We start from the raw sequence: 23,193 nt of genomic DNA, 5'->3' as shown, positions 1-23,193 counted from the left end.
TCGTCAAGCCTGTGCCAAAAGAATTTTTGCCTGTTTCAACTGCCGCTCACCTACGCCTTTTTCAAGGGTCGCATGTGGCAAAAACATCGCATAATTCAACTGTTGTTGTTCACATTGCTCGGCCAAACCCATCATCAAACTTAATTTTTCTTCGTGGGTCGGTGCAGGCATGTGTTCATAGTGAATGTCGATACTCTGTTGATCCTGATATTGTTCAAAAACTTTCACATATAAGCCCTGACCGCGTGCCGCTTGCTTCCACGACACGGCTTGTAAGGAATCGCCCAATTGAAAATCACGCAGCTCACGAAACTCGTCTAAATCGGGTTGAAAGCTGTGTTGATGCTGTTTATTCTCTGCGCTATACATGGCGGCTTTGGGTGCCACCCACGCGGTACGTGACAAATTCAAATAAGTCCACGCACGTACCAAGCCAAAAGGATAAACCGAATAAATGTGTAAATAAGGATAATGAAACTGCCCACGTTGCGCTGCAAAAAATGTCAACACATACTGCTGCTGAGTGTCTTGAATAAGAACCTTTTCTAATTGATGATCGGCTTTAATCCATAAATAGCGTGCCTGCGCGACCTCTTGTTTGAAATGCAATTGTAATTGCAATACTTCACCTACTTGCCCAACTTCGGTGGTCACAATTTCAATCTCTAATTCATGCAGCTGCTTAAAGGTCAAATAAAAACTGATACATAAAATGGCACTGATCAAAAAGCAAAAGCCTAAAATCAGGTTATTGCCATAATTCACGCCTGCAATAAACGTGATCAAAATCAGCACTAAATACAGATAGCCCTGTTGGTAAATAAAAACCAAAATATCTTTTTGTTTTAAGGCCTTGTGTCGATCAAATTTAAAACGTGTCTTGATCCAGTTTTGCCATGCCTGCTTAAACATGCGTGTACTAACTCACTTTAACCTGTTGCATCACATACAAAGTTTCTGCCTCACTCAATCCAATACGATGTGCAGCAACTGCCACAAATACCGCTTGAATATCATCGGCAGTGACAAAACTACGTTGCTCAATTAGAGCATGTGCTTGTGCTGCTTTTTTCAATGCCAAAACACCACGGGTAGATAATCCGTGACGCGCTTTACGGGTTTCTGTGGCTAAGTCGAGTAAGTAATCTAGCGCGGTATCTGACACATAAATTTCCGTGACCAATTGCTGTAAATTTAAAATTTCTGTTTCAGTAAAAATATGGGCCAAACTGGCAATCAGCGCATGTCTGGAGTTTTGTTGCAGCAACATTTTTTCAGCAAAACGCGATGGATAACCCAAAGACAGACGCATTAAAAAACGATCAAGCTGTGATTCTGGCAGCGCATAAGTACCACTTTGAAACAGTGGATTTTGTGTGGCAATCACCCAAAAAGGTTGCGGCAAGCTATAACGCACACCATCCACCGTAACCGCGCCTTCTTCCATCGCTTCCAACAAGGCACTTTGGGTTTTAGGCGAACAACGGTTAATTTCATCTGCCAATAAAATTTGGGTAAAAATAGGGCCTTGCTTAAACTCAAATTGATGTTCTTTTTGATTAAACATATTCACGCCAATCACATCACTGGCCAGCATGTCATTGGTAAACTGAATACGCTGAAATTGCAGACCCGCCAAGTGCGATAAGGCACTCGATAAAGTCGTTTTACCTAATCCGGGTAAATCTTCAAAAAGCACATGCCCGCCCGCCAACAAACAACTTAACGCCAATTTGGTCTGCTGTTCTTTATCTAAAATAATGGTATTAATTTCAGTCAAAAAAGCCTGAATTTTTCCAGCATAAGATTCAATCTGTGCATTGAGCTGTTGCTGCGCTTGCGTCAGTTGTTGTTTTTGAACTTTTTCTGTACCCCAAATCACAGTAAATCCCCTTATCCCCAATAAAAAACGGCGCATGTTTAAACATACACCGTTTTGCTAAATTTCCAAAGAAATCCTCGAGATATTCTAAACTGCCTAAAAAAGTAAGTTTTAAACAGCTCGTATCTCTATACGTTTCCATCGTGATACGGGATTAACACGGACACTTTTTCAAACCACCTTTTGCCGATGGATAACGCGCATCGACACAGTAGCGATAAAAAGTCTTCGGATCCATGGCTTCTAAATCTGGATGATGCTTACGCATGTGTTCCAAATAATTCTGATAATCGGGTACACCGACCATTAAACGAAAACTTTGTTGCAAACGCTGCCATAAAGTAGCGATACGCGACCAGTTTTTCGGATTCAGAATCAAATCCTTTTGCGACATGATGGTCATTTTAATGATGTTGTAAATCACCGTTTTACTCTGTTGGGCAAATTTAAGCTTAATCATGTGCTCACTCCTAATGACCACTATTCGGCTGAATCGTTTCAGGATCACGATAAATCGCTTCAGCTTCATGTACAGTTGGTGTTGGACTTGCCAAGGCACGACGAATCACCCCAATGGCAGCGAACAACATCACAAATGCCACAATCATAAAGAAACCACATAACACGGCATTAATTTGATTGGACATGACAATGGTTTGCATTTCAGTCACTGTTTTTGCAGGTGCTAAAATTTCATTGCGTTGAATTGCAGCATTGAAACGATCTGCTTGCGCCAAGAAACCAATTTTGGGATTGTCGTGGAAAATCTTTTGCCAACCTGCAGTCATTGAAGTAATGAACAAGAAAACTGTAGGGATAATCGTCACCCAAACATATTTTTCTTTTTTCATTTTAAACAGAATCACTGTACCTAAAATGAGCGCCATCGCTGCCAAAATTTGGTTACCAATACCAAATAGAGGCCATAAGCTATTAATACCGCCTAAAGGATCGACCACGCCTTGATAGACGAAGAAGCCCCAACCAGCCACCGCAACTGCTGTGCCAAGCAAGTTACCAAAGAAGTTATGTGAGTTTTTCACTGCAGGAATAACAATACCTACAGTATCTTGCACCATAAAACGGCAAGCACGTGTGCCTGCATCTACTGCAGTTAAAATAAATAAGGCTTCAAATAAAATGGCAAAGTGATACCAGAATGCCATCATTGAGCGGTTATTAAAAATCTCGGTGATGATATGTGCCATACCAATTGCAAACGTTGGCGCACCACCCGTACGTGACAGAATCGAGCTTTCACCGACTTCTTTTGCCAAAATGGTTAAAGCCTCAGGAGTCACTACAAAGCCTAAATTTCGTACCGCTTCTGCTGCACTTTCCACCGTTGTACCTAAAACTGCAGTGGGTGCATTAATGGCAAAGTACACGCCTGGGTCTAGCACCGTGGCACAAATCATTGCCATGATTGCCACGAAAGACTCCATCAACATGCCGCCATAACCAATCATCCGAATGTCTTTTTCGTTATTGACTAGTTTTGGCGTCGTACCTGAAGACACTAAGGCGTGGAAACCTGAAATCGCACCGCAGGCAATGGTAATAAATAAGAATGGGAACAATGAACCCGCAAATACTGGCCCTGTACCCTCAATAAAATGGGTCACCGCAGGCATCTTCATTTCAGGCATTGCAAACACAATCCCGACAGCCAAACCCGCTATAACACCAATTTTTAAGAACGTCGATAAATAATCACGTGGCGCCAATAACAACCACACTGGCAAAACTGAAGCAATAAAACCGTAGGCAATTAAACACCACGTTAATTCTGTGCCACTTAAAGTAAATAAAGGCCCCCAGAATGGATGCTGTGCAACATTTTCACCATAAATAATACCCATCATCATCAGGACAAAACCAATAATGGAAACCTCAGCAATTTTCCCCGGACGAATAAAACGCATATAAATGCCCATGAAAATCGCAATTGGGATGGTGGCTGCAATACTAAATACGCCCCACGGACTATTGGTTAAAGCTTTCACGACAACCAAAGCGAGTACGGCAAGAATAATCACCATCACGCCCAGCGCACCCAGCATGACAATCACACCAGCAAATGAACCCAACTCTTGTTTTGCCATTTCTCCCAAAGAACGCCCATCACGACGTGTAGAAATAAACAAAACCAAAAAGTCTTGGACTGCACCTGCCAACACCACCCCGACTAAAAGCCAGATCGTGCCGGGTAAATAACCCATTTGTGCTGCAAGAATAGGCCCAACTAAAGGGCCTGCACCTGCAATCGCGGCAAAGTGGTGACCAAATAACACACTTTTATTGGTGGGCACATAATCTAAACCGTCAGCCAAACGATGTGCGGGCGTTAAGCGTCGCTCATTTAACTCAAATACTTTGGTGGCAATAAATAAACTGTAGAAGCGGTATGCAATGCTATAGACACAGACCGCAGCTAAAACTAACCAGACTGCATTGACGTGTTCGCCTCTACTGACTGCCAATATCCCAAAAGATACTGCACCCAATATAGCGACCAAAAGCCATATAATTTTTGAAGTCAGACCTGACTTCGGTTGAACTGTTTCCATGTCAATCTCTCTTCTTGTTACATTTTTTAAGCGTTACTTTTATTGTCGAGATGTAGCTTTATTTCCTAAATCCTTGGTTGATCCTGCTCCTTTTATTTTGATGTCTGCTGCCCTTACATCCATAGTGTGCGCTACCGTACACTTAAATGGAGCACCAACAGTTTCCTATACTTTTCACCTATTCTTTTACCACATAATCAAATCAACAAAAAAGGGGGATGACGCGAATCATCCCCCTCTTTTACTTATGATTTATCAATAAATCATTATGCGCGTTCTAGGTATTCACCTGTACGTGTATCTACACGAACGCTTTCTTCTTGCTGTACGAATAAAGGAACACGTACCACTGCACCTGTTTCTAATTTCGCTGGTTTACCGCCACCACCAGAAGTATCGCCACGTACACCCGGATCAGTTTCGACAATTTTTAATACCACGAAGTTTGGTGCGTTTACAGTTAAAGGCACACCGTTAAACAACATAATGGTACATTTTTCGTTTGAATCATCTTTTAACCATTTTGCAGCATCGCCCATTGCGGTTTTGTCAGCAGCAATTTGCTCAAAAGATACAGGATCCATGAAGTTCCACATTTCGCCATCGTTGTAGAGGTATTCCATTTCTACTTCTACAATGTCAGCTGCTTCTAGTGAATCACCAGACTTAAATGTTTTTTCTAAAACTTTACCAGAACGAAGGTTACGAAGTTTTACGCGGTTAAACGCTTGACCTTTACCTGGCTTTACATATTCATTTTCCATGATTGAACATGGGTTACCATCAAGCATAACCTTAAGGCCTGACTTGAAATCATTCGTAGAATAATAGGCCATGACTGGCACACTCCAAACTGACTAACTTAACTATTTATGTTACAAAGCAAATGACCAACGCAGCTTTGCGATGCTCGCCATCTTGCAACATCTTTTTTCATCGGACGTATTGTAAATGAGCAAGCCATAACGAAGCAATGAAAATCCACTACCGATCACCTCAAGATATCGGTAAAATCAGCTGTTTTGTAATGATTCTGATTCAAAGCGATTAATCATTCGCGGCATTCACGCTCAATGAACAAAGAATTCATCTACGCTAAATAGATCTGTACTTGGTTCCTTTCACCTCATATTTAAATCTTTTCTGGCATGATCAACTACCTGTACCAAGAACAAAACTGGCAATCTCAACTCAGTGACTTGATCACCGACCCACGCGAATTGTTAAATATTTTAGAGCTGTCTGAACAGCAGTTGCTGTCAGGTGCTTTACTGGCATCCAATCAGTTTAAATTGCGTATCCCGCGTGCATTTGTGGCCAAAATGCAAAAAGGCAATCCACTCGATCCTTTACTGTTACAGGTTCTGCCACATCATTTAGAACTGGAAGATCATCCTGGATTTGTGACCGACCCTTTGGGTGAGGAACAAGCCAATCAACAACCTGGAGTCTTACACAAATATAAATCACGCTTTTTGCTGACCTTGACTGGTGCTTGCGCAGTACATTGTCGTTATTGTTTCCGCAGGCACTTTCCTTATCAGGAAAATCTGCCAAAAACTGAAGACTGGGACAATATCCGTAATTACATTGAAAGCCAGCCCGATATTAATGAAGTGATTTTAAGTGGTGGCGACCCACTCACTTTGTCAAATCGTAAATTAAATATCTGGATTGAGCGTTTAGCGTCTATTCCACAAATAAAATTTTTGAGAATTCATTCACGAGTTCCGATTGTTATTCCCAACCGTGTCGATGAATCGCTGATTTCCTTACTAAAAAATAGTAGGCTGCGTATTATTCTAGTGGTACACTCGAACCACGCATCAGAATTAGATGACTTTACCTGTTCGCAACTTGCCAAGTTAGTCGAACAAAACATCACCGTTCTGAATCAAGCAGTCTTATTAAATGGGGTCAATAATTCTGCTCAGGTCTTGGTCGATTTAAGCTATCGTCTTTTTGATGCGGGGGTGATGCCTTACTATTTACACGTGTTAGATAAAGTAAAAGGAGCGCATCATTTTGATTTAATGCCGCAAGACATTGATCACATCTATAAAGAGCTTTTAGCGAACTTACCTGGCTATTTAGTTCCTAAACTCGTTAGGGAAATTGCGGGCGAAAAAAACAAGACACCGCTTTTTGGGGTTTCAACTTATTGAGTTAAATAACAATCATGAATATGAATACTTCAGATCTTTTTCTAGTTCCCAGCGAACTAAAGCTGGAGCAATTGAGTTTTTGTCAAAATACGGTTAAAAGCATTCAGGCATGGGCAGCGGATTTATCCATTTTACAATTGGGTGATTCTTCCCAAGCTCTATTTAATGCACTTTTAGAAATTTCAGAACTGAAATGTCAGGAAACATTACGTTTTGACTTAATTCAAGCTATTCATCCGACACTTGAAAATGTGCTTACCAGTCTGGAAAAGCATTTTTTCAACCAGGCTTTGATTAGTAATGACCGCAACGATCATATTATTGAACTCGCGCTGTTATTACGCAGTCATTTCGCCAAAGTCTATATTAATATTTCCCGACGTAGCCACCAACAACTCACCCAACAAAAATTTTCTTTATTTGCCTTTAATTTAAAAAAGAACTTACAAACTGCACGAGTTCTATCTAGCTATTATGCTTTACAACAATTAGCTCTACTGCGCTATCAACAACACATGCTTTATAGCCACGCCTTGCCAAATCAGTGGTTAATTGCACACCAACTTTTAGATACAGCCATTCAACAACATTATTATTTAAATAATATTAATCAGTTACAAGGCACACAACATCAACTGATTAATATTGCTCAAGCCTATGCACAGCTGATTTTATTGGAAATTTTCAATACCCATCAAATTCGACCTGCAGAAATTCAAGGCTTATATCTCTGTAGCTTTGATTGGGCAAAACTGATTCAAGTTTTACCCAAAGAAACGACGCTTTCACGTTATGTGGTCGATGCAAGCAAAGATCATCCACCTATTTACAATACGCACCAAAGCCAAGGTTTTCATGCCAATATTTTTATTGCAACTCAACCCCTACTCGATCATTTAAATGAAGTTCAAGGTCGTAAAGGTGAACATTTATCACGCAATGAAAAGCTATTCTTAACCCCTGCTTTGCATTTCCATTTGCACAATATTTTGACCAATACAGCAGAACGTGTGCATGAGCGTTATGAATATTCGGCACGAATTAAAATTTGCTTTGGTTTGACTGTGGCACATTTTTATCTGTCTAATGGTAAAAACTTCAATGAAACGCTGGCTTTGGGCGATAACTACCAATTCCAGAATGAAAGCCAGTTTATCAATGCCATGCATACCAACTCTACGGTAGATATTAGCGCTGTTAAAACCTTAGACCGTGAAGCCAAACAAATTTACAATGCCGATGTTTTAGATATTAGTGTCAATGGCTATCGTATTAAATGGACGGGTGAAACACCGAAAAACCTTAAAACAGGTGAATTTATTCTGGTTCAGGAAAATAGCCAAAGTCCGTGGCGTGGTGGTGTCATTCGCTGGATTAAACAATCTGCTGAAAAAAGCTTAGAACTTGGCTTGGAAATTTTAACCCAAGATATTTACCCTTGTGCTGTTTTTGTTAAAACAGATCGGCATACAGGACATTATCATCCAGCATTATTGGTACAAAGTACGCAGGTCAATGAAGTCAATACCTCATTGATTTTGCCAAGTCTGCAATTATTACGTGACAAACAAACCGTACAGCTACGTTTAGGTGAAGAAGAACTAAAAGTGTTCTTAATTAAGCCGTTATTGATTACCCAAAGCTTTATGCGCTTTGATTTTGAGTTGTTGAATGACCAACAACAGCCTTTACTTGATGGTTTTATTCAGAAACAAGTGAATGAAGTTAAAAATCACGATTTATGGGAAGCATTAAAGTGAGAAATCCATTATTGTCTAAAAAGCTCAAACGTACCGAAACACGTTTACTCATAATCGATGATAACCAAATACGTTTTAATCAAATTTGTGAACAACTCACTGCAAATGAGCACCGTGTTCAGGCTTATCTATTAGATGACATTAAAAACTTTGAAAAACAATTACATTTAACTTGGGATTTGGTGATCTTTGGTCGTGCTTATGACCTAAAAGTCGATCAGGCACTCACTTTAATTCGTGCATCACAGCAACCAAATTTACCGCTACTTTTGCTCAAACCAGACGATTACGATGCCACGCAATACACCAGTTATGTGCGCAAAGGCATCTATGACATTATCAATTTAGATTACCCCGAACGCTTCTATTTTGGCTTAATTCGCGCACTGTCTTTTAGTCGCTTACAGCAGTCACAAGAACAACTTATGACTGAACTGGAAAATGCACAATCACAAGCTCAGGCGTTGGTCGAAGACAGTAGCAAAGCAGTAGCCATTATTCAGGAAGGAATTCATGCACAAGCCAATGCTGAATATTTACAGCTATTTGGTTTAAAAAGTGAAGATGACCTTATTGGCTTGCCATTATTGGATTTATTGCAACCGCAAGATATTACAGATTTTAAATTCCGCTTTAAGAAAGTCAGTCAAGGACAATTTGAACACGGCCGTTTTGATATTCATAGCCAAAACCCGCTTCTGGCAAAACAAAACCCACTCAAAATTGAATTTGTTGGAGCAGCTGACGACGCCATACAAATCACCATAGATATTGAAAATACGGCGCAAAATACTGTCCCTGCTCAAACGACAGCAGACAAAGCAGCGGCAAAACCAAGCACATACCAATTGGTAAATCGCACTTTAGCCAAACAGCCTTCTAGTGCCAATGCTTTGGTGGTGTTTTCTTTGGCGAACTGTCCTGAATCAATTTTCCAAGCCGACTGGCAAACCACAAAAAATTACTTTACCAACATTCAAAATTTTTTAAAAGAACAGACCAATGTACCATTATTTAATGTGAGTAATGGTTTAGTGGTTGGTTTGTTCCAAGCAGAATCGCCTGCAATTTTAGAATCGAAACTGATTGGCTTAAATTCACTCACGAAACCGCAATTACTTACGGTAGATCAACATACTTACCCACTTAATTTGCGTATTGGTTATGTGCCATTCACTCCAGACATTCAAAATGAAAGCAGTTTTGAGCAACTGATTAGCCAAGGTTTTGCCAACGCATTACCACAACAGCAAGAACAACATAACTCAGGTTTAACCTTAGACTTGTCCTTTGGTGAATCTAACTTAAATGTAATTGAATCTGCTGCAGCTGTACCACAATCGTATAGTGAATCTGCGATTATTGCAGCGATACGTCAAAGTCTTGATCGTGGTGAAATTCATCTGAAGTATCAACAACTTTATGATAAGCAAGACACCAATTTATATACCTATGAAGTAACTAGTGGCTTTATTTTCAATAGTGAATGGAAATCACTGACAGGCTTAATAGATTTGGCTGAAGACCCAGAATTATCCATTAAACTGGATCGTTGGATTTTGGTCGAAGCTTGTAAACAATTGCACAACTTCATCACCCAATATCCTGAAGCGAAGCTGATTATCAATTTAAACAAATTTGTTTTATTACAAGACCGCAGCTTCCCTGAGTTTGTGTCTAAACTGATAACGATTATTGGTAGCCGCCTCAGCCATCCATTAATTTTGCAATTCTCTGAAGAAGACATCAGCCAAAACTTAGGTGATGCGCAGAAACAAATCAGTTTATTACGTCAGCACGGCGCTGAAATTTCTCTGCGTGATTTTGGTCATTCGATTTATAGTGAATCTATCTTGAAACAAGTCGATATTCACTACTTGACCTTGCACAGTGCACTGACTGAAAAACTGGCTGCTGATGACTCGACGCAAGAATTACAGGAACAATTGAGCATTTATAGTGAAATTAAACCTGTAGAAGTGTTATTGCGTGACTTAAATGATATGAACCTGTTTGCGAATGCGTGGAATGTCGATGCGCGCTTTATTCAGGGTGATTATTTCCAGAAAAAACTCGATCATTTAATTGATGTGCAAGACCAATAAGGTCTTGTGCATTAGGGTCTATTTGTAGACCCTAAAATTTAAGGCACAAAAAAACGGGCAATTGCCCGTTTTTTTCGTACTGGATATTAACGTTTGATAGAACGTGACATACCAGCAAAACGTTGTTTGAACTTGTCGATACGACCGCCAGTGTCAACGTTCTTTTGCTTACCAGTGTAGAACGGGTGGCATGCAGAACATACGTCAAGATAAAGGGTTTCTTTACCAACTGCTGAACGAGTTTCGATTACGTTACCGCAAGAACAAGTTGCAACTAATTTTTCATATTTTGGGTGAATATCGGCGCGCATCGTCGATTACTCCTAAGATTTAAGAAGGCTTAAGCTGTCATCGCAATTGGTCACTCTCATTAAAAAAATGAGGACATGCTTTAAAAGCAGACCAACACCACAACAGACCATTCTTTTGGCCCACCGAGACGGATACCGTCAGAGCTAAGCACAACAAGTTGGGCAATATTATACGGAATAAAATATTTTAAAGCTAATTATTCTTAGGAATTTAATTCCTGAGGTTCAGTCGAATCAGGCTGCTTTTCGAGATAATTGGCTATCACACCGCACACCATCAACTGAATTTGATGGAAAATCATGATCGGTAAAACAATCACCCCCAACGGCTGCCCAATAAATAAAATTTGCGCCATCGGTACACCACTGGCTAAGGTTTTTTTGGAGCTACAAAAAAATGCGGCAATTTGGTCTTCACGTGCAAAACCCAACCATTGCGGCACAACCCACGCCAACCACATCACAAGGGTCAATAACACGGAACAAGCAATAATCAACAGCAATAAAGTCATACCACTAACTTGATGCCACAATCCTGCTACCACTGCCCCACTAAATGCACCATAAACCACCATCAAAATCGAACCCTGATCAAATACCTTGACCAGCTTTGGTAATTTCAACATCTGAGGAAAAACATAAGGACGTAATAACTGCCCCAAAATAAATGGCACCAATAACAATAAAGTAATTTGAATAATCGAATTTGTCGGGTCAAAACCGTGTTCAGACTGCCCTAAAATAAAGATGCCTACTAAAACTGGGCTAATAAACATCCCAATTAAATTAGAGAATGACGCACTGCAGACTGCGCTGGCAACATTGCCTTTTGCCACTGACGTAAAGGCAATTGAAGATTGCACGGTTGAAGGCAAAAAGCACATGAACAAAAAGCCCCAATACAGCTCCTGCCCGAGCATTGGCACTAGAATTGGCTTTGCCAGCAAACCTAAAATTGGGAATAACGCAAAGGTAAAAGTAAATACCAACGCATGCAATTTCCAATGCATCATGCCCTGAATGACAGCTTCACGTGATAATTTCGCCCCATGCAAAAAGAATAAGATTGCAATGGCAACTGTCGTAATCACACTAAAAACTTCGGCTGCTTGCCCTGACACAGGCACGACACTGGCGAGGATGACCATCACAAACAAAAGAATGGTAAAGCGATCCAATGCCAATAACTTCAACATAAACACATCCTGTATATTCTTTTACTGTTGCAAAAAAGCCCAGCAATTTTTACCTTTCGATAAAGGTATATTACTGAGCAATATTCAAAAAGCGAGCATTTTCAGGCGATGTTCAATATTTTCAAAATGAATACTGAACAACATTCAGTTTATTGCGCCATAAAGGTTTGGTTTTTACTGCTTCACTGATGAAGACTTAGTTATTACGTGCGTTCTGATCTTGCTGAATCAATTCAACTTTATAACCATCTGGGTCTTCAACAAAAGCAATGACAGTTACACCACCTTTCATTGGCCCTGCTTCACGTACCACATTGCCGCCGCGCGCTTTAATTTCTTCACATGCTTTGTAGGCATCGTCTACCGCAATTGCAATATGACCATAACCATTGCCCAAATCATAGCTGTCTGTATCCCAGTTATGCGTCAACTCCAAAACGGTGTGATTTTCTTCATCGCCATAGCCTACAAAAGCAAGGGTAAAACGACCTTCTTCATAATCACGCTTACGCAGCAAAGTCATGCCTAAAACTTCTGTATAAAATTTTAATGATTGCTCTAAATTACCTACACGTAACATGGTATGCAGCATGCGCATGTCATTCATCCTTTTGTTCAATCGGTTTTGCTTGTATGTGTTGATGGTCACGTAACAATTTCGCCACCCACACCACTAAAATTAAAATAGGGATTCCAATTAATGTGGTCATGAGGAAAAAGTTTGGATAACCAATATTGGTCACTATAGTACCTGAATAACCACCTAAAATCTTAGGAGTCAAGGTCATGAGTGAGCTAAAAATTGCATATTGCACAGCAGTAAATGACACACTGGTTAAACTGGATAAAAATGCGATAAAAGCCGCGCCCGCTAAACCTGAAGCCAAGTTATCGACAATAATCGCAAAATATAACCATGCTGTGCTATATGGCTTAATCACCTTGCCCTGAATTTCAACCATATTGTTTGAAGATGATTGAACGATCTGCAAAGGTTGTATATCTACATCCAAAGCATTGCCTTCATGTGTGTTTAAATCGACCTGATAGGTTTGGCTGTGTTGTTGTACTGTTTGCTGTCTATTCAATAATACGGCTTGCAGTTGTTTACTTGGTGAGTCTGCCAAAAGCTGCCCTGCAATCGCTGCTGTAAAAATTCCTTGTGCATCTAGTTTTGCATCAAAATTTTGACCATCTAGCTGCAGTACAATTTTTTGCTGTTCGGTTAAGGCAGGCCCTGCATATTGCCCACGTACGACAATACTGTTGCTGGCTTCATTTTCGCTAATACGATTATCCGAAGTCAGTGGTAAAAACTGGAGTTGTGCAGTTTCAATCTCAGTTTGGTGCAAATACGGCATCGACACTAAACGTGACGGCGTATCGCCCGTTTGGTATTGCGCACGTACCTGAATTTCATCCTGTGTTGCTAAAACCTGACTAGGCACAGCCACTTTCCAATATCCAACTTCATCGGCCTGGGTTTGATATTGTTGCTGCCCCACAGAAACTTGCACATCGCTCAGTTGCTGTCCTGACTTCACCAGACCAATAAAAATAAGATTGGTGGATGATGCCAACACCGCGCCAACAAACATTAATTTCATAATGTTCATACGCTGTGCCAGTAAACCGCCCAAGAAGCCACCCACTAAACTGAAAATGACCCCATAAACCTTAACCGCTTCGGCAATTTGTTCTTTGCTAAAGTTCAAATCCTGATAGAACACATTGGAAATTACACCTGCAATAATGTCTGAAACTCGATAAAAACCAATCAAGAGTAATAACACCAGTGCCAGTTTCATGCCGTAGCGTTTAAAGAAATCTGCAACAGGATGCACCCATGTTTCAAATGCCATCTGTTTATTGACTGCGCCCAATTTGACCAAAATTGTGCCCATGCCTACAGCAGCCGCACCCGATGCAATAAAACGTAAAGCTTCTATAGAAAATAATAAAAATGCATCTTTGAGTTGGAATTGTTGTTTTAAGGCTTCGGTAAAATTACCCGAAAAGACGTAGCACAATACAAAACTGAATACCGCAACAAAAAACACCGTAACCAGACGAAAATAGTCGCGTCGTTGATAATGCTTGCTGACCCGATTCACTTGCGGTTCACGAATCACCAAAGTCGTGATAATGCCAATCAGCATCACCGTAGCCATCGCCAAATAAGTAATTTTCCATGCACTATAAATATAGTTGCCTTTAGCAGTACCTAAAGATGCAGCCAAAAATAAAGCACCTGCCCCTGCAACAATCATCCCAATGCGATAGCCCGCGTTATAAGTCGATGCCAACACGGTTTGCATTTGAGTTTCAGCCAATTCGATACGGTAAGCATCAATCACAATGTCTTGCGTGGCTGCAGAAAAGCCTAGTAATACTGCACCCAATGCCATTTGATATAAATGTGCCTGCCCCAAAGCTGGGTCAGAAAATGCCATGACTGCAATTGCACAGACTATTAAACATTGAGCAATGAGCAGCCATGCCCGACGTCGCCCTAGTTTTTTGGTTAAATAGGGTACGGGTAATTCATCAATCAATGGTGCCCAAACAAATTTAAAGGAATAACCTAGAGCAGCCCAACTAAAGAAAGTGACCGCACTTTTGTCAATGCCTGCTTCGCCCAACCACAAAGATAGACTGGAAAAAATCAGTAAAATTGGAATACCTGCAGAGAAGCCCAAAAACAGCATGATCAGCGCACGACGGTCTAAAAATGCCGTAAATGCAGCTTTCCACCCTGTATTTTGTGCTGAAGTTTGCCCAGTCTGTTGTGTGGTCATTCGATTATTATTTTCTATCAAGTCAAATTGTTGTTATTCAATCGCGGAATAGCTTCTGTTTCAACAGTATTTATGAAATTATCCACAACAGCTTTGTCATTTTGTAGTAAAAATTACGGCTTAGCTTGAATTTTCCGCTTAAACCTGTATACCTTTAAACTTCTAACTGCAATATTTCGTTTTGGATTTCTACAGTGACCCAAAGACTTGATCAAATCACCCCATCAATGACAACCAACACAACAACAGCAGCGCAAGATGAACAACAACCGCTTCTCAGCTCTGCCTTTGAACAAAGCGAAATACAAACGACTTTAGAAAATACACGACTCAAAGCAACACAACTAACCCATATTCCAAATTACGATAACATTCCCGCTTCGACCCGACGCATTAAACCGCTGAATAATTTTTTAGGACAAGATCGGGCACGCGCTTCGGTGGAAGCAGGTATTTCCCTGCCATATTCTGGCTACAATATTTTTGCAGTGGGTACGGCGGGATTGGGCAAACGTACCATGGTCAAGCGTTTGCTGCAGCAACATGCCAAGAGCATGCCCACACCGAATGACTGGGTTTATGTCAATAATTTCAAACACCCGCGCCAACCGATTGCCTTGCAACTGCCTGCAGGTCAAGCGCCTAAATTTCAAAGTTTGTTACATCAAACTTGGCAAACTATTTTAAAGCAACTCGAACGTCGCTTTACCGCAGAAACCTATCACAACCGCATTGAAATGATTCGTCAGCAAGCGGGTGATGAACAGCAACAAGCCTTAATTGAGCTGACCAGTGAAGGTGAAGAACTCGATTTAAAACTGATTGCGCAGGAAGATGAACATTGCTTTGTACCCGTGCATCTGAAAAATGACAAAATGCAGGAAATGTCTAAGGAAGATATTAACGCCTTGGACAGCAAAACCCGTGCAGAAATTGCGTCCAATATTCGTTATATGAATAAAAAACTGGAGCGTTTGGGTTTGCATTTAGGCGATTTAGAAGATGACGCACGTGACAAAGTACAAGACCTGAACCGTGATATTGCCAAACAAGTGGTAATGCCACGCATTGATATTATTCACAATAAATATCCTAGTGTCGAAGGTTTGACTGAATATTTACAATACTATGCCGAAGATATTATTAATAATGTCGAGTTTGTTTTAGAACAGGAAGAAGATGATTTCCGTCCTGGCACCTTTAGCCGTATTCCTGCGCGCTACCAAGCCAATATTATTGTGACGCACAAACCCAACAGCGGTGTACCTGTTATTTTTGAAGATTTTCCAACCCATTACAATTTATTGGGGCATGTAGAACAACTCACGCAAAACGGCACCATTACCACTGACTTCACCTTAATTCGTGCAGGTAGCTTACATAAAGCCAATGGCGGCTTTTTGATGCTCGAAGCAGAGCAGTTACTGGAACAGCCTTATGCATGGCAAGGACTAAAACGCGCTTTAAAATCGGGGCAATTGAAACTTTCATCTTTGGAACACATGCTAACTTTAACAGGCAGCATTTCAATTGAACCACAAGCCATTCCACTAAATATTAAAGTGATTTTACTGGCAGAGCCTGAAATTTATTATGAAATTTTAGAGCTAGAACCCGAACTTGGCAGCGTGTTTAAAATCCGTGCCGACTTTACCGATACATTACAACGTAATGACGAAAACGAGCAGGCATATATGCAGCTGATTGCCGACTATGTGCAATCTGACAAATTATTACCATTTGACCGTTCTGCTTTGGCAGCTTTACTTACTGACTCAAGTCGTCAAGCTGAAGATCAAAGCTCACTCTCCTTACATGCCCTCACCTTGGGGGATTTAATTCGTGAATCGCATCACCATGCGGCACAGGCGGGCGATAAAACGGTTTCCGAACAGCATATCAATACCGCACTGGATCATCGCAAATATCGCTTAGGCTATTTAAGAGAACTGTACTGGCAAGATTTATCACGCGGTACGCAGTTAATAGAAACTCGCGGACATCGTTTAGGGCAAATTAATGCCCTGTCGGTCATTCACTATGCCGATGTCGAGTTTGGCTTACCTTCGCGCTTAACCGCCTCAGTCTATCAAGGCGGCGGCGATATTTTAGATATTGAACGCAGTGTTGAACTTGGCGGTTCTTTACATGCCAAAGGCGTGTTGTTGATGGCCAGTTTCCTCAAAGCACATTTTGGCCGTGAGCAAATTTTACATTTTTCTGCTGCCCTTGCCTTTGAGCAAAGTTATGGTCAGGTTGATGGTGACAGTGCAACAGTGGCAGAGCTTTCTGCTTTGATTTCTGCAATCAGCCAACTACCTATTGACCAATCTTGGGCCATTACAGGCTCCATGAACCAACTTGGTCAAGTACAGCCAATTGGTGGCGTGAATGCAAAAATTGAAGGTTTCTTTGATGCCTGCAAACTGCAAGGTTTAACTGGCAAGCAAGGCGTGATTATTCCACGTCAAAATATGCAGCACCTTATGTTGCGTAAAGATGTGATTGAAGCGGTAGAACAAGGTCAGTTCCACATTCACGCCATTGATACCATTGACCAAGCCTTAGAAATTTTAATGGCGCGTCCTGTGGGTAAACTCACTAAAAAAGGACGTTACAGTAAAGGTTCAATTTACGCTGCAGTGATGGAACAACTTGAGTATTGGCAAGCCATTGAAGATGGTGCTGAAATTGAAGAAGAGCCAAAGAAAAAGAAAAAGTCCAAGAAAGAAAAGGACAAAAAAGACCCAGAGAAAAAGGACAAAGCGCAAAAAGCCAAGAAAAAACAGAAATCGGCTGAACCATCTGATGCGGCAACTTCTGATGAAGTCACTGCTGAGTCGGCTGAAACTGCTGAACTTGCAACTAAAAGTACTGCGGTAAACTAAGTGCAGTGATTCAAATCAGCTATTCAAGTGAATTCCAGATATAAAAAAAGCGCCAAGGCGCTTTTTTTATATCAACTTTTTTGTATGGATGACTTTGGTCTAGTGTGACCCAAGTCCAATACTTTAAGCTTCAGGTGCTGGGCTGTATTGCTCAACTAAAGGCTTTAACTCACCTTTCTGGAACATATCCAACATAATATCGCTACCACCAATCAACTCACCGTTAATCCACAATTGTGGGAAAGTTGGCCAGTTGGCAATTTTTGGCAAAGTGGTACGAATATCCTGATTTTCTAAAATATTCACATAAGCAAAAGGACGACCAATTTGACTGAGTGCTTCTACTGCGCGCGCAGAAAAACCGCATTGTGGAAATTGTGGTGTGCCTTTCATGTAAAGAAGAACAGCATGTTTAGCAATTTGTTCACGAATTAACGCTTCGGTATCGCGTACTTGTTCAGTCATTGGTAAATCCTCAACTCATCTGTGTGGCATTATACCCAAAACCGAGCAAAACAGTACGTCTAAAGCAATAAATCCAATTTTATTTACAATTAGGCTTTTCATCTGCAGTAGATTTTGCTTATATAAGTTTTTCCCTCCAACCTAACAGATAAGAGTTAGTCATGAATAACATTACCCTTGCTCCTGTGCAAACTGATCAACCATCACATTTGATGCCTGTATTTGGCCGTCAGCCGATCAGCTTTGTCCGCGGTCGAGGTTCTTATCTTTATACTGAAGATGGCACAGAATATTTAGATGCACTTACAGGCATTGCCGTATGTGGTTTAGGTCACGCACACCCTGCAATTACCGAAGCCATTGCAGATCAGGCGGCTACCTTAATTCACACCAGTAACTTGTTTGAAGTGCCGTGGCAGACTGCTGCTGCACAAAAATTGGCGCAAGTTGCTGGCATGGAAGAAGTGTTTTTTTCAAACAGTGGCGCAGAGTCTAACGAAGGTGCAATTAAAATTGCACGTAAATTCGGTCATATGCAAGGCGTAGCCAATCCTAAAATTATTGTTGCAGATCACTCTTTCCACGGTCGTACTTTGGCTACCCTGTCTGCAACTGGCAATAAAAAAGTTCAGGAAGGTTTTGCACCTTTGGTTGAAGGCTTTATTCGTGTGCCTTTTGGTGATGTCGAAGCCATTGAAGAAGCTGCGATTCAGCATCCTGATATTGTGGCTATTTTAGTCGAGCCGATTCAGGGTGAAGGCGGTGTGAATACTGCACCACAAGGCTTTAGCTACCTAGAAGACATCCGCCGTATTTGTAATCAACACAACTGGCTGATGATGCTGGATGAAGTACAAACAGGAAATGGTCGTACAGGTAAATTCTTTGCTTATCAGCACACCAATATTGTGCCTGATGTATTGACTACAGCGAAAGGTTTGGGCAATGGCTTCCCAATTGGTGCAGTCATGACTCAAGGTCGTGGTGTGGGCGTTCTTACTGCTGGTAATCATGGCTCAACCTACAGTGGTACTGCGTTAGGTTCACGCGTGGTTTACACTGTTATTGACACCATCCAGAAAGAAAACTTGGTAGAAAATGCAGCAAAAATGGGTGGCTACATTGTGGAACAATTGCGTCAACAACTCGCAGACCAAAATGTAAGCGTGCGTGGTTTTGGCTTGATGATTGGTATTGAATTACCAAAACCATGTGCAGAGTTGGTCGATATTGCCCGCGATGAATACAAAATGATTATTAACGTAACTGCAGGTTCTGTAGTGCGTTTATTGCCAACATTAAATATTACTCAAGCCCAGGCAGATCAATTGATTGAACGCCTTGTAGCAATGATTAAAAAATTCTTGGCTTAAATAAATCCCTAACAAAAAGCCGCAGTTTGAACTGCGGCTTTTTGCTAACTAAATGGTCGATCAGTATATTATCAACATTCAATTAAGATGCTTCTTGAAACACTCGCCCACCCGGCAATTGAGAAAAATATTGTTTTAAGGCTTCCAAACAACGATGTACTTTCATCGGTTGTTGCTCATGTTTGGAAATGATTGCATACAAGGTAAATGCGGGTAATTTCCACTCAGGCAAAATTTCAACCAAACTGCCATTAAGCAAATCTTTTTGAATATCCAAATGCAAAATTCGCGCAAGCCCATGCCCTTGCATACACAAAGATTTAGACACCAACACATTATTGGTCGATAGACGCGAGCCCAACTCTACATCCACATTTTCAGCAGTGCTGATATGCTTAAAATTGAGTTGCTGAAAATTCTTCATAATGGTTAATGGAATTAACTCGTGATGTTTTAAATCTTCAGGACGTGAAATGGGCGCGGTTTGATTTAAATAACTAGGTGATGCGACTAAAACTTGGTCAATAAGTGCAATAGGAATCACATGCTGGTTTTGATCTTCAATTATTGGACTCATACGCAGCGCAATATCAATACGACCATCAATCAGGTCAATGTATTGATTGTCGGTTTCTAGATGTACAGACAAGCCACGATGGGCAGACAGCCAATGAGAAAGTGCGGGAATCACATGGTTCGCGGCTAATTCTGGAGTGGTGGCAATTCTTAAATCACCGACCAAATCATCTCTTAACTCATTAATGCGTATTTTACCACGCTCAGCAGCGGCGAGCATTTCTTGACAACTGTGGAAAAAAGCTTGTCCTGCTTCAGTCAAACTCAGTTTTCTAGTAGAACGATGCAGAAGCGTGACTTCCATATCTTGTTCTAGTGAACGGATTTGCTGACTGACGGCGCTGGTGGTGATCCCTAAATCACGTGCTGCACCGCTAAACGAGCTTTTTTCAACAACACAAGCAAATACACCCATTGCTCGAAGTTGATCTAACATAAATTCCCTCTGAAATTATAATCGTTGCCCTCATCTATCGATAAAAGCAACTTATTGTATTATACGGTGAAATTTATGCTTTGTATTCGTGATATTTAATTTATTGGTAAAACATTAGTTGGATTGATTGGCTTGCCATCTAGACGTACCTGAAACTCCAACATGGTACGTGTTGCACCAGAAGAACCCATTTCAGCAATCTTTTGACCCGCTGTGACATTTTGACCACTGCTCACATTCATCTTACTGTTATGTGCATAGGCGGTGATATAACCATCAATGTGCTTGATTAAAATCAAGTTCCCATATTCTTTTAATCCATCTGCAGCATAAACCACCTGCCCATCTGCTGCGGCATAAATTGGATCGCCCACATTGCCACCGTAACGAATTCCTTTGATATTACTTGCCAAATTAAACTGTGCAATCACAGCACCTTGTGATGGTTTCACCCAGCGCAATGTGCTGCTACGCACAGGTGTACTTGGTGTGGTTGAGCTAGTGGTCGTGGTTGTAGTCGATGTTACCGGTGCAGGTGTCACAGGTGTCGTTGGTAATGTGACTGTTTGACGTTGAATTGGTGCAGCCTGTGTTACAGGGCGAGTGCTTGTTGTACGTGGTGCATTGCCCGCTTTCAAACGAATCGACTGCCCGACATAAATACGATACGGCGGTGCAATATCATTCATTTCTGCAATGCTGAGATAGCTCAAACCATAACGTGCAGCGATACCACTTAAAGTATCACCCGAACGCACAGTATAAAAATTCGGCGCTGTTGCATAACGCGCAGAATTATTCACTTGAGGTTTAGAGGCACAACCACTCAACACGACGGTAGCCACAACAGCACTTGATAACACTAAGGTTTTCAACAATGCTGTTGGTGTGCTAAATAAACGATACTGAAACACCACAGGCATTCTTTCCTCTCTACAAATTCTAAATATTTTCTATTGCGCTAAGAGTAGCAAAAAAGTCCTTGTAATGAGGCTTACAAGCTACTTTTTCACAAAGTTATAACATTAGTTAGCCAATTTGGGAAAATTGACTGTGCAATGATTGCAAAACGTCATAATTGGTGGCATCCATCTGAATTGGTGTCACGCTGACATAGCCATTTGCTACCGCAAAAAAATCAGACTCAATTTCAGTTAAGCCTTTTTTCGGTGCAGCCACTGCCTCGCCCGACAAACCAATCCAATACACTTGACGCCCTCGTGGATCGACCTGACTAGTAATTGGCTTAGATTGGGTACGCTGTCCTTGATAGGTAATTTTTGTGCCCTGCAACACTGGCACATCTGGAATATTCACATTAAAAATATGTCGTGCAGGTAAACTTGGTAAACCTTGAGCAATAAAGTCATGTACCCACTGCGCTGCCTGCATATAATCTTGCGGATGCTGATAAGCACGTACATTATGCCCTGCAAGTGATACCGCAATCGCAGGCTGTTTCATCAAACGTCCTTCAAATGCCGCACCGACTGTGCCTGAGTACAGTACATCATCCCCTAGATTTGCACCGCTGTTAATGCCGCTGACCACCAAATCAAATTCGAAATCGAACAATCCATTCATCGACAAATAGACACAGTCTGCAGGTGTACCATTCACTGCCCAGACATCTTCAGCAATTTGCACAGGACGTAATGGTCGGTCTAAAGTCAGCGCACTCGAAAAACCACTGCGTTCACTTTCGGGTGCAACAATCACCACGCGACCCAAAGGTTTTAAGGCTTTCGCCAAAGCTTGGATACCAGGTGCAAACACGCCATCATCATTGGCTATCAAAATATTCACAGAAAAATCTCAGATAAAACAAATATAAAGGTTATATACTAAAATATAGCAACGTCGGTTCAATCTTAAACTTGTTTGTGCCTGATTCATGCCTAAGCACATTTAATAAGCACACGACAACAAAATGACTGATCAGCACATTTCATTGAAATATACAAAAGATTATATATATTTAGCGCTTAACATCCATCCAAAAATATATGTGATTCTCATGATTTTAGCTTTGTCATTTCGTCGTTTATTGGGTCTAGGTTTTGCTGCTGTATTAACGCAGTCTGTAATTGCAGAAGATTTGACTGCAGCAGAAGCCAATACGATTGTGAAAGAAGATGTTGCAGCGGCACAAGTCATGACTGAAATGTGCCCTGCACTGATTGGAAAAAATGCAAAATTAGATGCCAATATTCAAGCACTGATTCAAACTTATCTACAAGATTATTCAGAATCGAACATGACGCTTGCCAAACTACAAGCCGACGCAGAATATCAATCCGTTTTAGCTGAAGCGCGTGAAGCAGCAAAAGATACAGCCAAAGAAGAGCAAAAAGTAGTGTGTCAGGAAGCTTTAGAATTAGCACTTTAAATCACATGATTTAAATACTATTTTGAGCCTGTAAATAATTTTGCATACTCACCCTTTAAGGCAAACTTTCAAAGTTTGCCTTAAATTTTATGCTTAGTTTTTATATCTGGTATTTTTCCACTATTATTTTACGCTTTATATCAAGCCACTGATTTTCAAATTTCAGACTTTAATCTTCACTTTTTATACATGATTTGCGCTCAGATCACACAGCTTTAATACATTTTCACTCTTTCAATTCGCAAATAAATGATTCATCTTATAAGCACTTAAATGAAT

Annotated in this window: 19 protein-coding genes; 6 read left to right on the top strand and 13 right to left on the bottom strand. The window is 40.9% G+C overall.

Annotated features, from left to right (window positions below; translation table 11 throughout):
- Window positions 1-3: 3 nt before the first annotated feature.
- From FTU58_RS01540 to efp, 5 genes are all read right to left on the bottom strand, one after another.
- A complete protein-coding gene (locus tag FTU58_RS01540) occupies window positions 4-912 on the bottom strand; it encodes a DUF58 domain-containing protein (protein ID WP_004971606.1) in 909 nt (302 codons plus the stop codon).
- 7 nt (window positions 913-919) lie between these two features.
- Window positions 920-1,879, bottom strand: a complete 960-nt coding sequence (locus tag FTU58_RS01535; RefSeq protein WP_096901148.1) for a MoxR family ATPase — start codon at window positions 1,877-1,879, stop codon at window positions 920-922.
- A gap of 157 nt (window positions 1,880-2,036) precedes the next feature.
- Entirely contained in the window at window positions 2,037-2,342 is a 306-nt protein-coding gene (locus FTU58_RS01530) for a YbdD/YjiX family protein (RefSeq protein WP_004971610.1), read from the bottom strand.
- Between the two features lie 10 nt (window positions 2,343-2,352).
- A complete protein-coding gene (locus FTU58_RS01525; protein ID WP_180061949.1) occupies window positions 2,353-4,452 on the bottom strand; it encodes a carbon starvation CstA family protein in 2,100 nt (699 codons plus the stop codon).
- Between the two features lie 266 nt (window positions 4,453-4,718).
- Window positions 4,719-5,288 (bottom strand): elongation factor P, encoded by a 570-nt coding sequence (gene efp, locus FTU58_RS01520; protein WP_004971615.1) that lies wholly within the window; start codon window positions 5,286-5,288, stop codon window positions 4,719-4,721.
- A gap of 312 nt (window positions 5,289-5,600) precedes the next feature.
- On the opposite strand from efp, the gene epmB reads away from it, so the two are divergent.
- From epmB to FTU58_RS01505, 3 genes are read left to right on the top strand one after another with little or no spacing between them, the layout of a single operon-like run.
- Window positions 5,601-6,617, top strand: a complete 1,017-nt coding sequence (epmB, locus tag FTU58_RS01515) for an EF-P beta-lysylation protein EpmB (RefSeq protein ID WP_096901068.1) — start codon at window positions 5,601-5,603, stop codon at window positions 6,615-6,617.
- A 14-nt stretch (window positions 6,618-6,631) separates the two neighbouring features.
- Window positions 6,632-8,377 (top strand): hypothetical protein, encoded by a 1,746-nt coding sequence (locus FTU58_RS01510; protein WP_004971620.1) that lies wholly within the window; start codon window positions 6,632-6,634, stop codon window positions 8,375-8,377.
- Window positions 8,359-10,482, top strand: coding sequence for an EAL domain-containing protein (locus FTU58_RS01505; protein ID WP_004971622.1), 2,124 nt, complete (start codon window positions 8,359-8,361; stop codon window positions 10,480-10,482). The genes FTU58_RS01510 and FTU58_RS01505 overlap by 19 nt, the downstream gene beginning before the upstream one ends.
- 86 nt (window positions 10,483-10,568) lie before the next feature.
- On the opposite strand, the gene rpmE is transcribed toward FTU58_RS01505, so the two are convergent.
- The 4 genes from rpmE to FTU58_RS01485 all read right to left on the bottom strand — a co-directional run bounded on the left by rpmE (window position 10,569) and on the right by FTU58_RS01485 (window position 14,787).
- The gene (rpmE, locus tag FTU58_RS01500) at window positions 10,569-10,793 is read right to left on the bottom strand and encodes a 50S ribosomal protein L31 (protein WP_004971624.1); all 225 of its coding nucleotides are present in this window, start codon (window positions 10,791-10,793) and stop codon (window positions 10,569-10,571) included.
- 203 nt (window positions 10,794-10,996) lie between these two features.
- Entirely contained in the window at window positions 10,997-11,995 is a 999-nt protein-coding gene (locus tag FTU58_RS01495) for a bile acid:sodium symporter family protein (RefSeq protein ID WP_180061948.1), read from the bottom strand.
- 190 nt (window positions 11,996-12,185) lie between these two features.
- Entirely contained in the window at window positions 12,186-12,587 is a 402-nt protein-coding gene (gene gloA, locus FTU58_RS01490; protein ID WP_004971627.1) for a lactoylglutathione lyase, read from the bottom strand.
- A 1-nt stretch (window position 12,588) separates the two neighbouring features.
- Window positions 12,589-14,787 (bottom strand): MFS transporter, encoded by a 2,199-nt coding sequence (locus tag FTU58_RS01485; protein WP_180061947.1) that lies wholly within the window; start codon window positions 14,785-14,787, stop codon window positions 12,589-12,591.
- Window positions 14,788-14,981: 194 nt separating this feature from the next.
- On the opposite strand from FTU58_RS01485, the gene FTU58_RS01480 reads away from it, so the two are divergent.
- Window positions 14,982-17,675 carry an ATP-binding protein gene (locus tag FTU58_RS01480; RefSeq protein ID WP_180061946.1) on the top strand — a complete coding sequence of 898 codons (2,694 nt, stop codon included), beginning with the start codon at window positions 14,982-14,984 and terminating at the stop codon, window positions 17,673-17,675.
- A 123-nt stretch (window positions 17,676-17,798) separates the two neighbouring features.
- On the opposite strand, the gene grxD is transcribed toward FTU58_RS01480, so the two are convergent.
- Complete coding sequence (grxD, locus tag FTU58_RS01475; RefSeq protein WP_019837647.1) at window positions 17,799-18,140, bottom strand: Grx4 family monothiol glutaredoxin; 342 nt, start codon at window positions 18,138-18,140, stop codon at window positions 17,799-17,801.
- Between the two features lie 161 nt (window positions 18,141-18,301).
- On the opposite strand from grxD, the gene FTU58_RS01470 reads away from it, so the two are divergent.
- The gene (locus FTU58_RS01470) at window positions 18,302-19,513 is read left to right on the top strand and encodes an aspartate aminotransferase family protein (RefSeq protein ID WP_131261143.1); all 1,212 of its coding nucleotides are present in this window, start codon (window positions 18,302-18,304) and stop codon (window positions 19,511-19,513) included.
- An 82-nt stretch (window positions 19,514-19,595) separates the two neighbouring features.
- Here the strand turns inward: FTU58_RS01470 and FTU58_RS01465 are convergent, their stop codons facing one another.
- The 3 genes from FTU58_RS01465 to surE form a co-directional block, all read right to left on the bottom strand.
- Complete coding sequence (locus FTU58_RS01465; protein ID WP_131261144.1) at window positions 19,596-20,525, bottom strand: LysR family transcriptional regulator; 930 nt, start codon at window positions 20,523-20,525, stop codon at window positions 19,596-19,598.
- Window positions 20,526-20,620: 95 nt separating this feature from the next.
- Complete coding sequence (locus FTU58_RS01460) at window positions 20,621-21,448, bottom strand: peptidoglycan DD-metalloendopeptidase family protein (protein ID WP_096901076.1); 828 nt, start codon at window positions 21,446-21,448, stop codon at window positions 20,621-20,623.
- A 106-nt stretch (window positions 21,449-21,554) separates the two neighbouring features.
- On the bottom strand, window positions 21,555-22,331 hold the full coding sequence (gene surE / locus FTU58_RS01455) for a 5'/3'-nucleotidase SurE (RefSeq protein WP_096901077.1): 777 nt from the start codon (window positions 22,329-22,331) through the stop codon (window positions 21,555-21,557).
- A gap of 211 nt (window positions 22,332-22,542) precedes the next feature.
- Between surE and FTU58_RS01450 the strand changes: the two genes are divergently transcribed.
- Window positions 22,543-22,914: an MCR_0457 family protein gene (locus FTU58_RS01450; protein ID WP_026438310.1), complete on the top strand. Its 372-nt coding sequence runs from the start codon at window positions 22,543-22,545 to the stop codon at window positions 22,912-22,914.
- Window positions 22,915-23,193: the final 279 nt, after the last annotated feature.

The sequence above is a fragment of the Acinetobacter sp. YH12120 genome (assembly GCF_013418795.1).
Lineage (GTDB): Bacteria > Pseudomonadota > Gammaproteobacteria > Pseudomonadales > Moraxellaceae > Acinetobacter > Acinetobacter towneri.
Note: the sequence above shows the minus strand (reverse complement) of the source record. Positions and strands in the feature narration are given on the sequence as shown.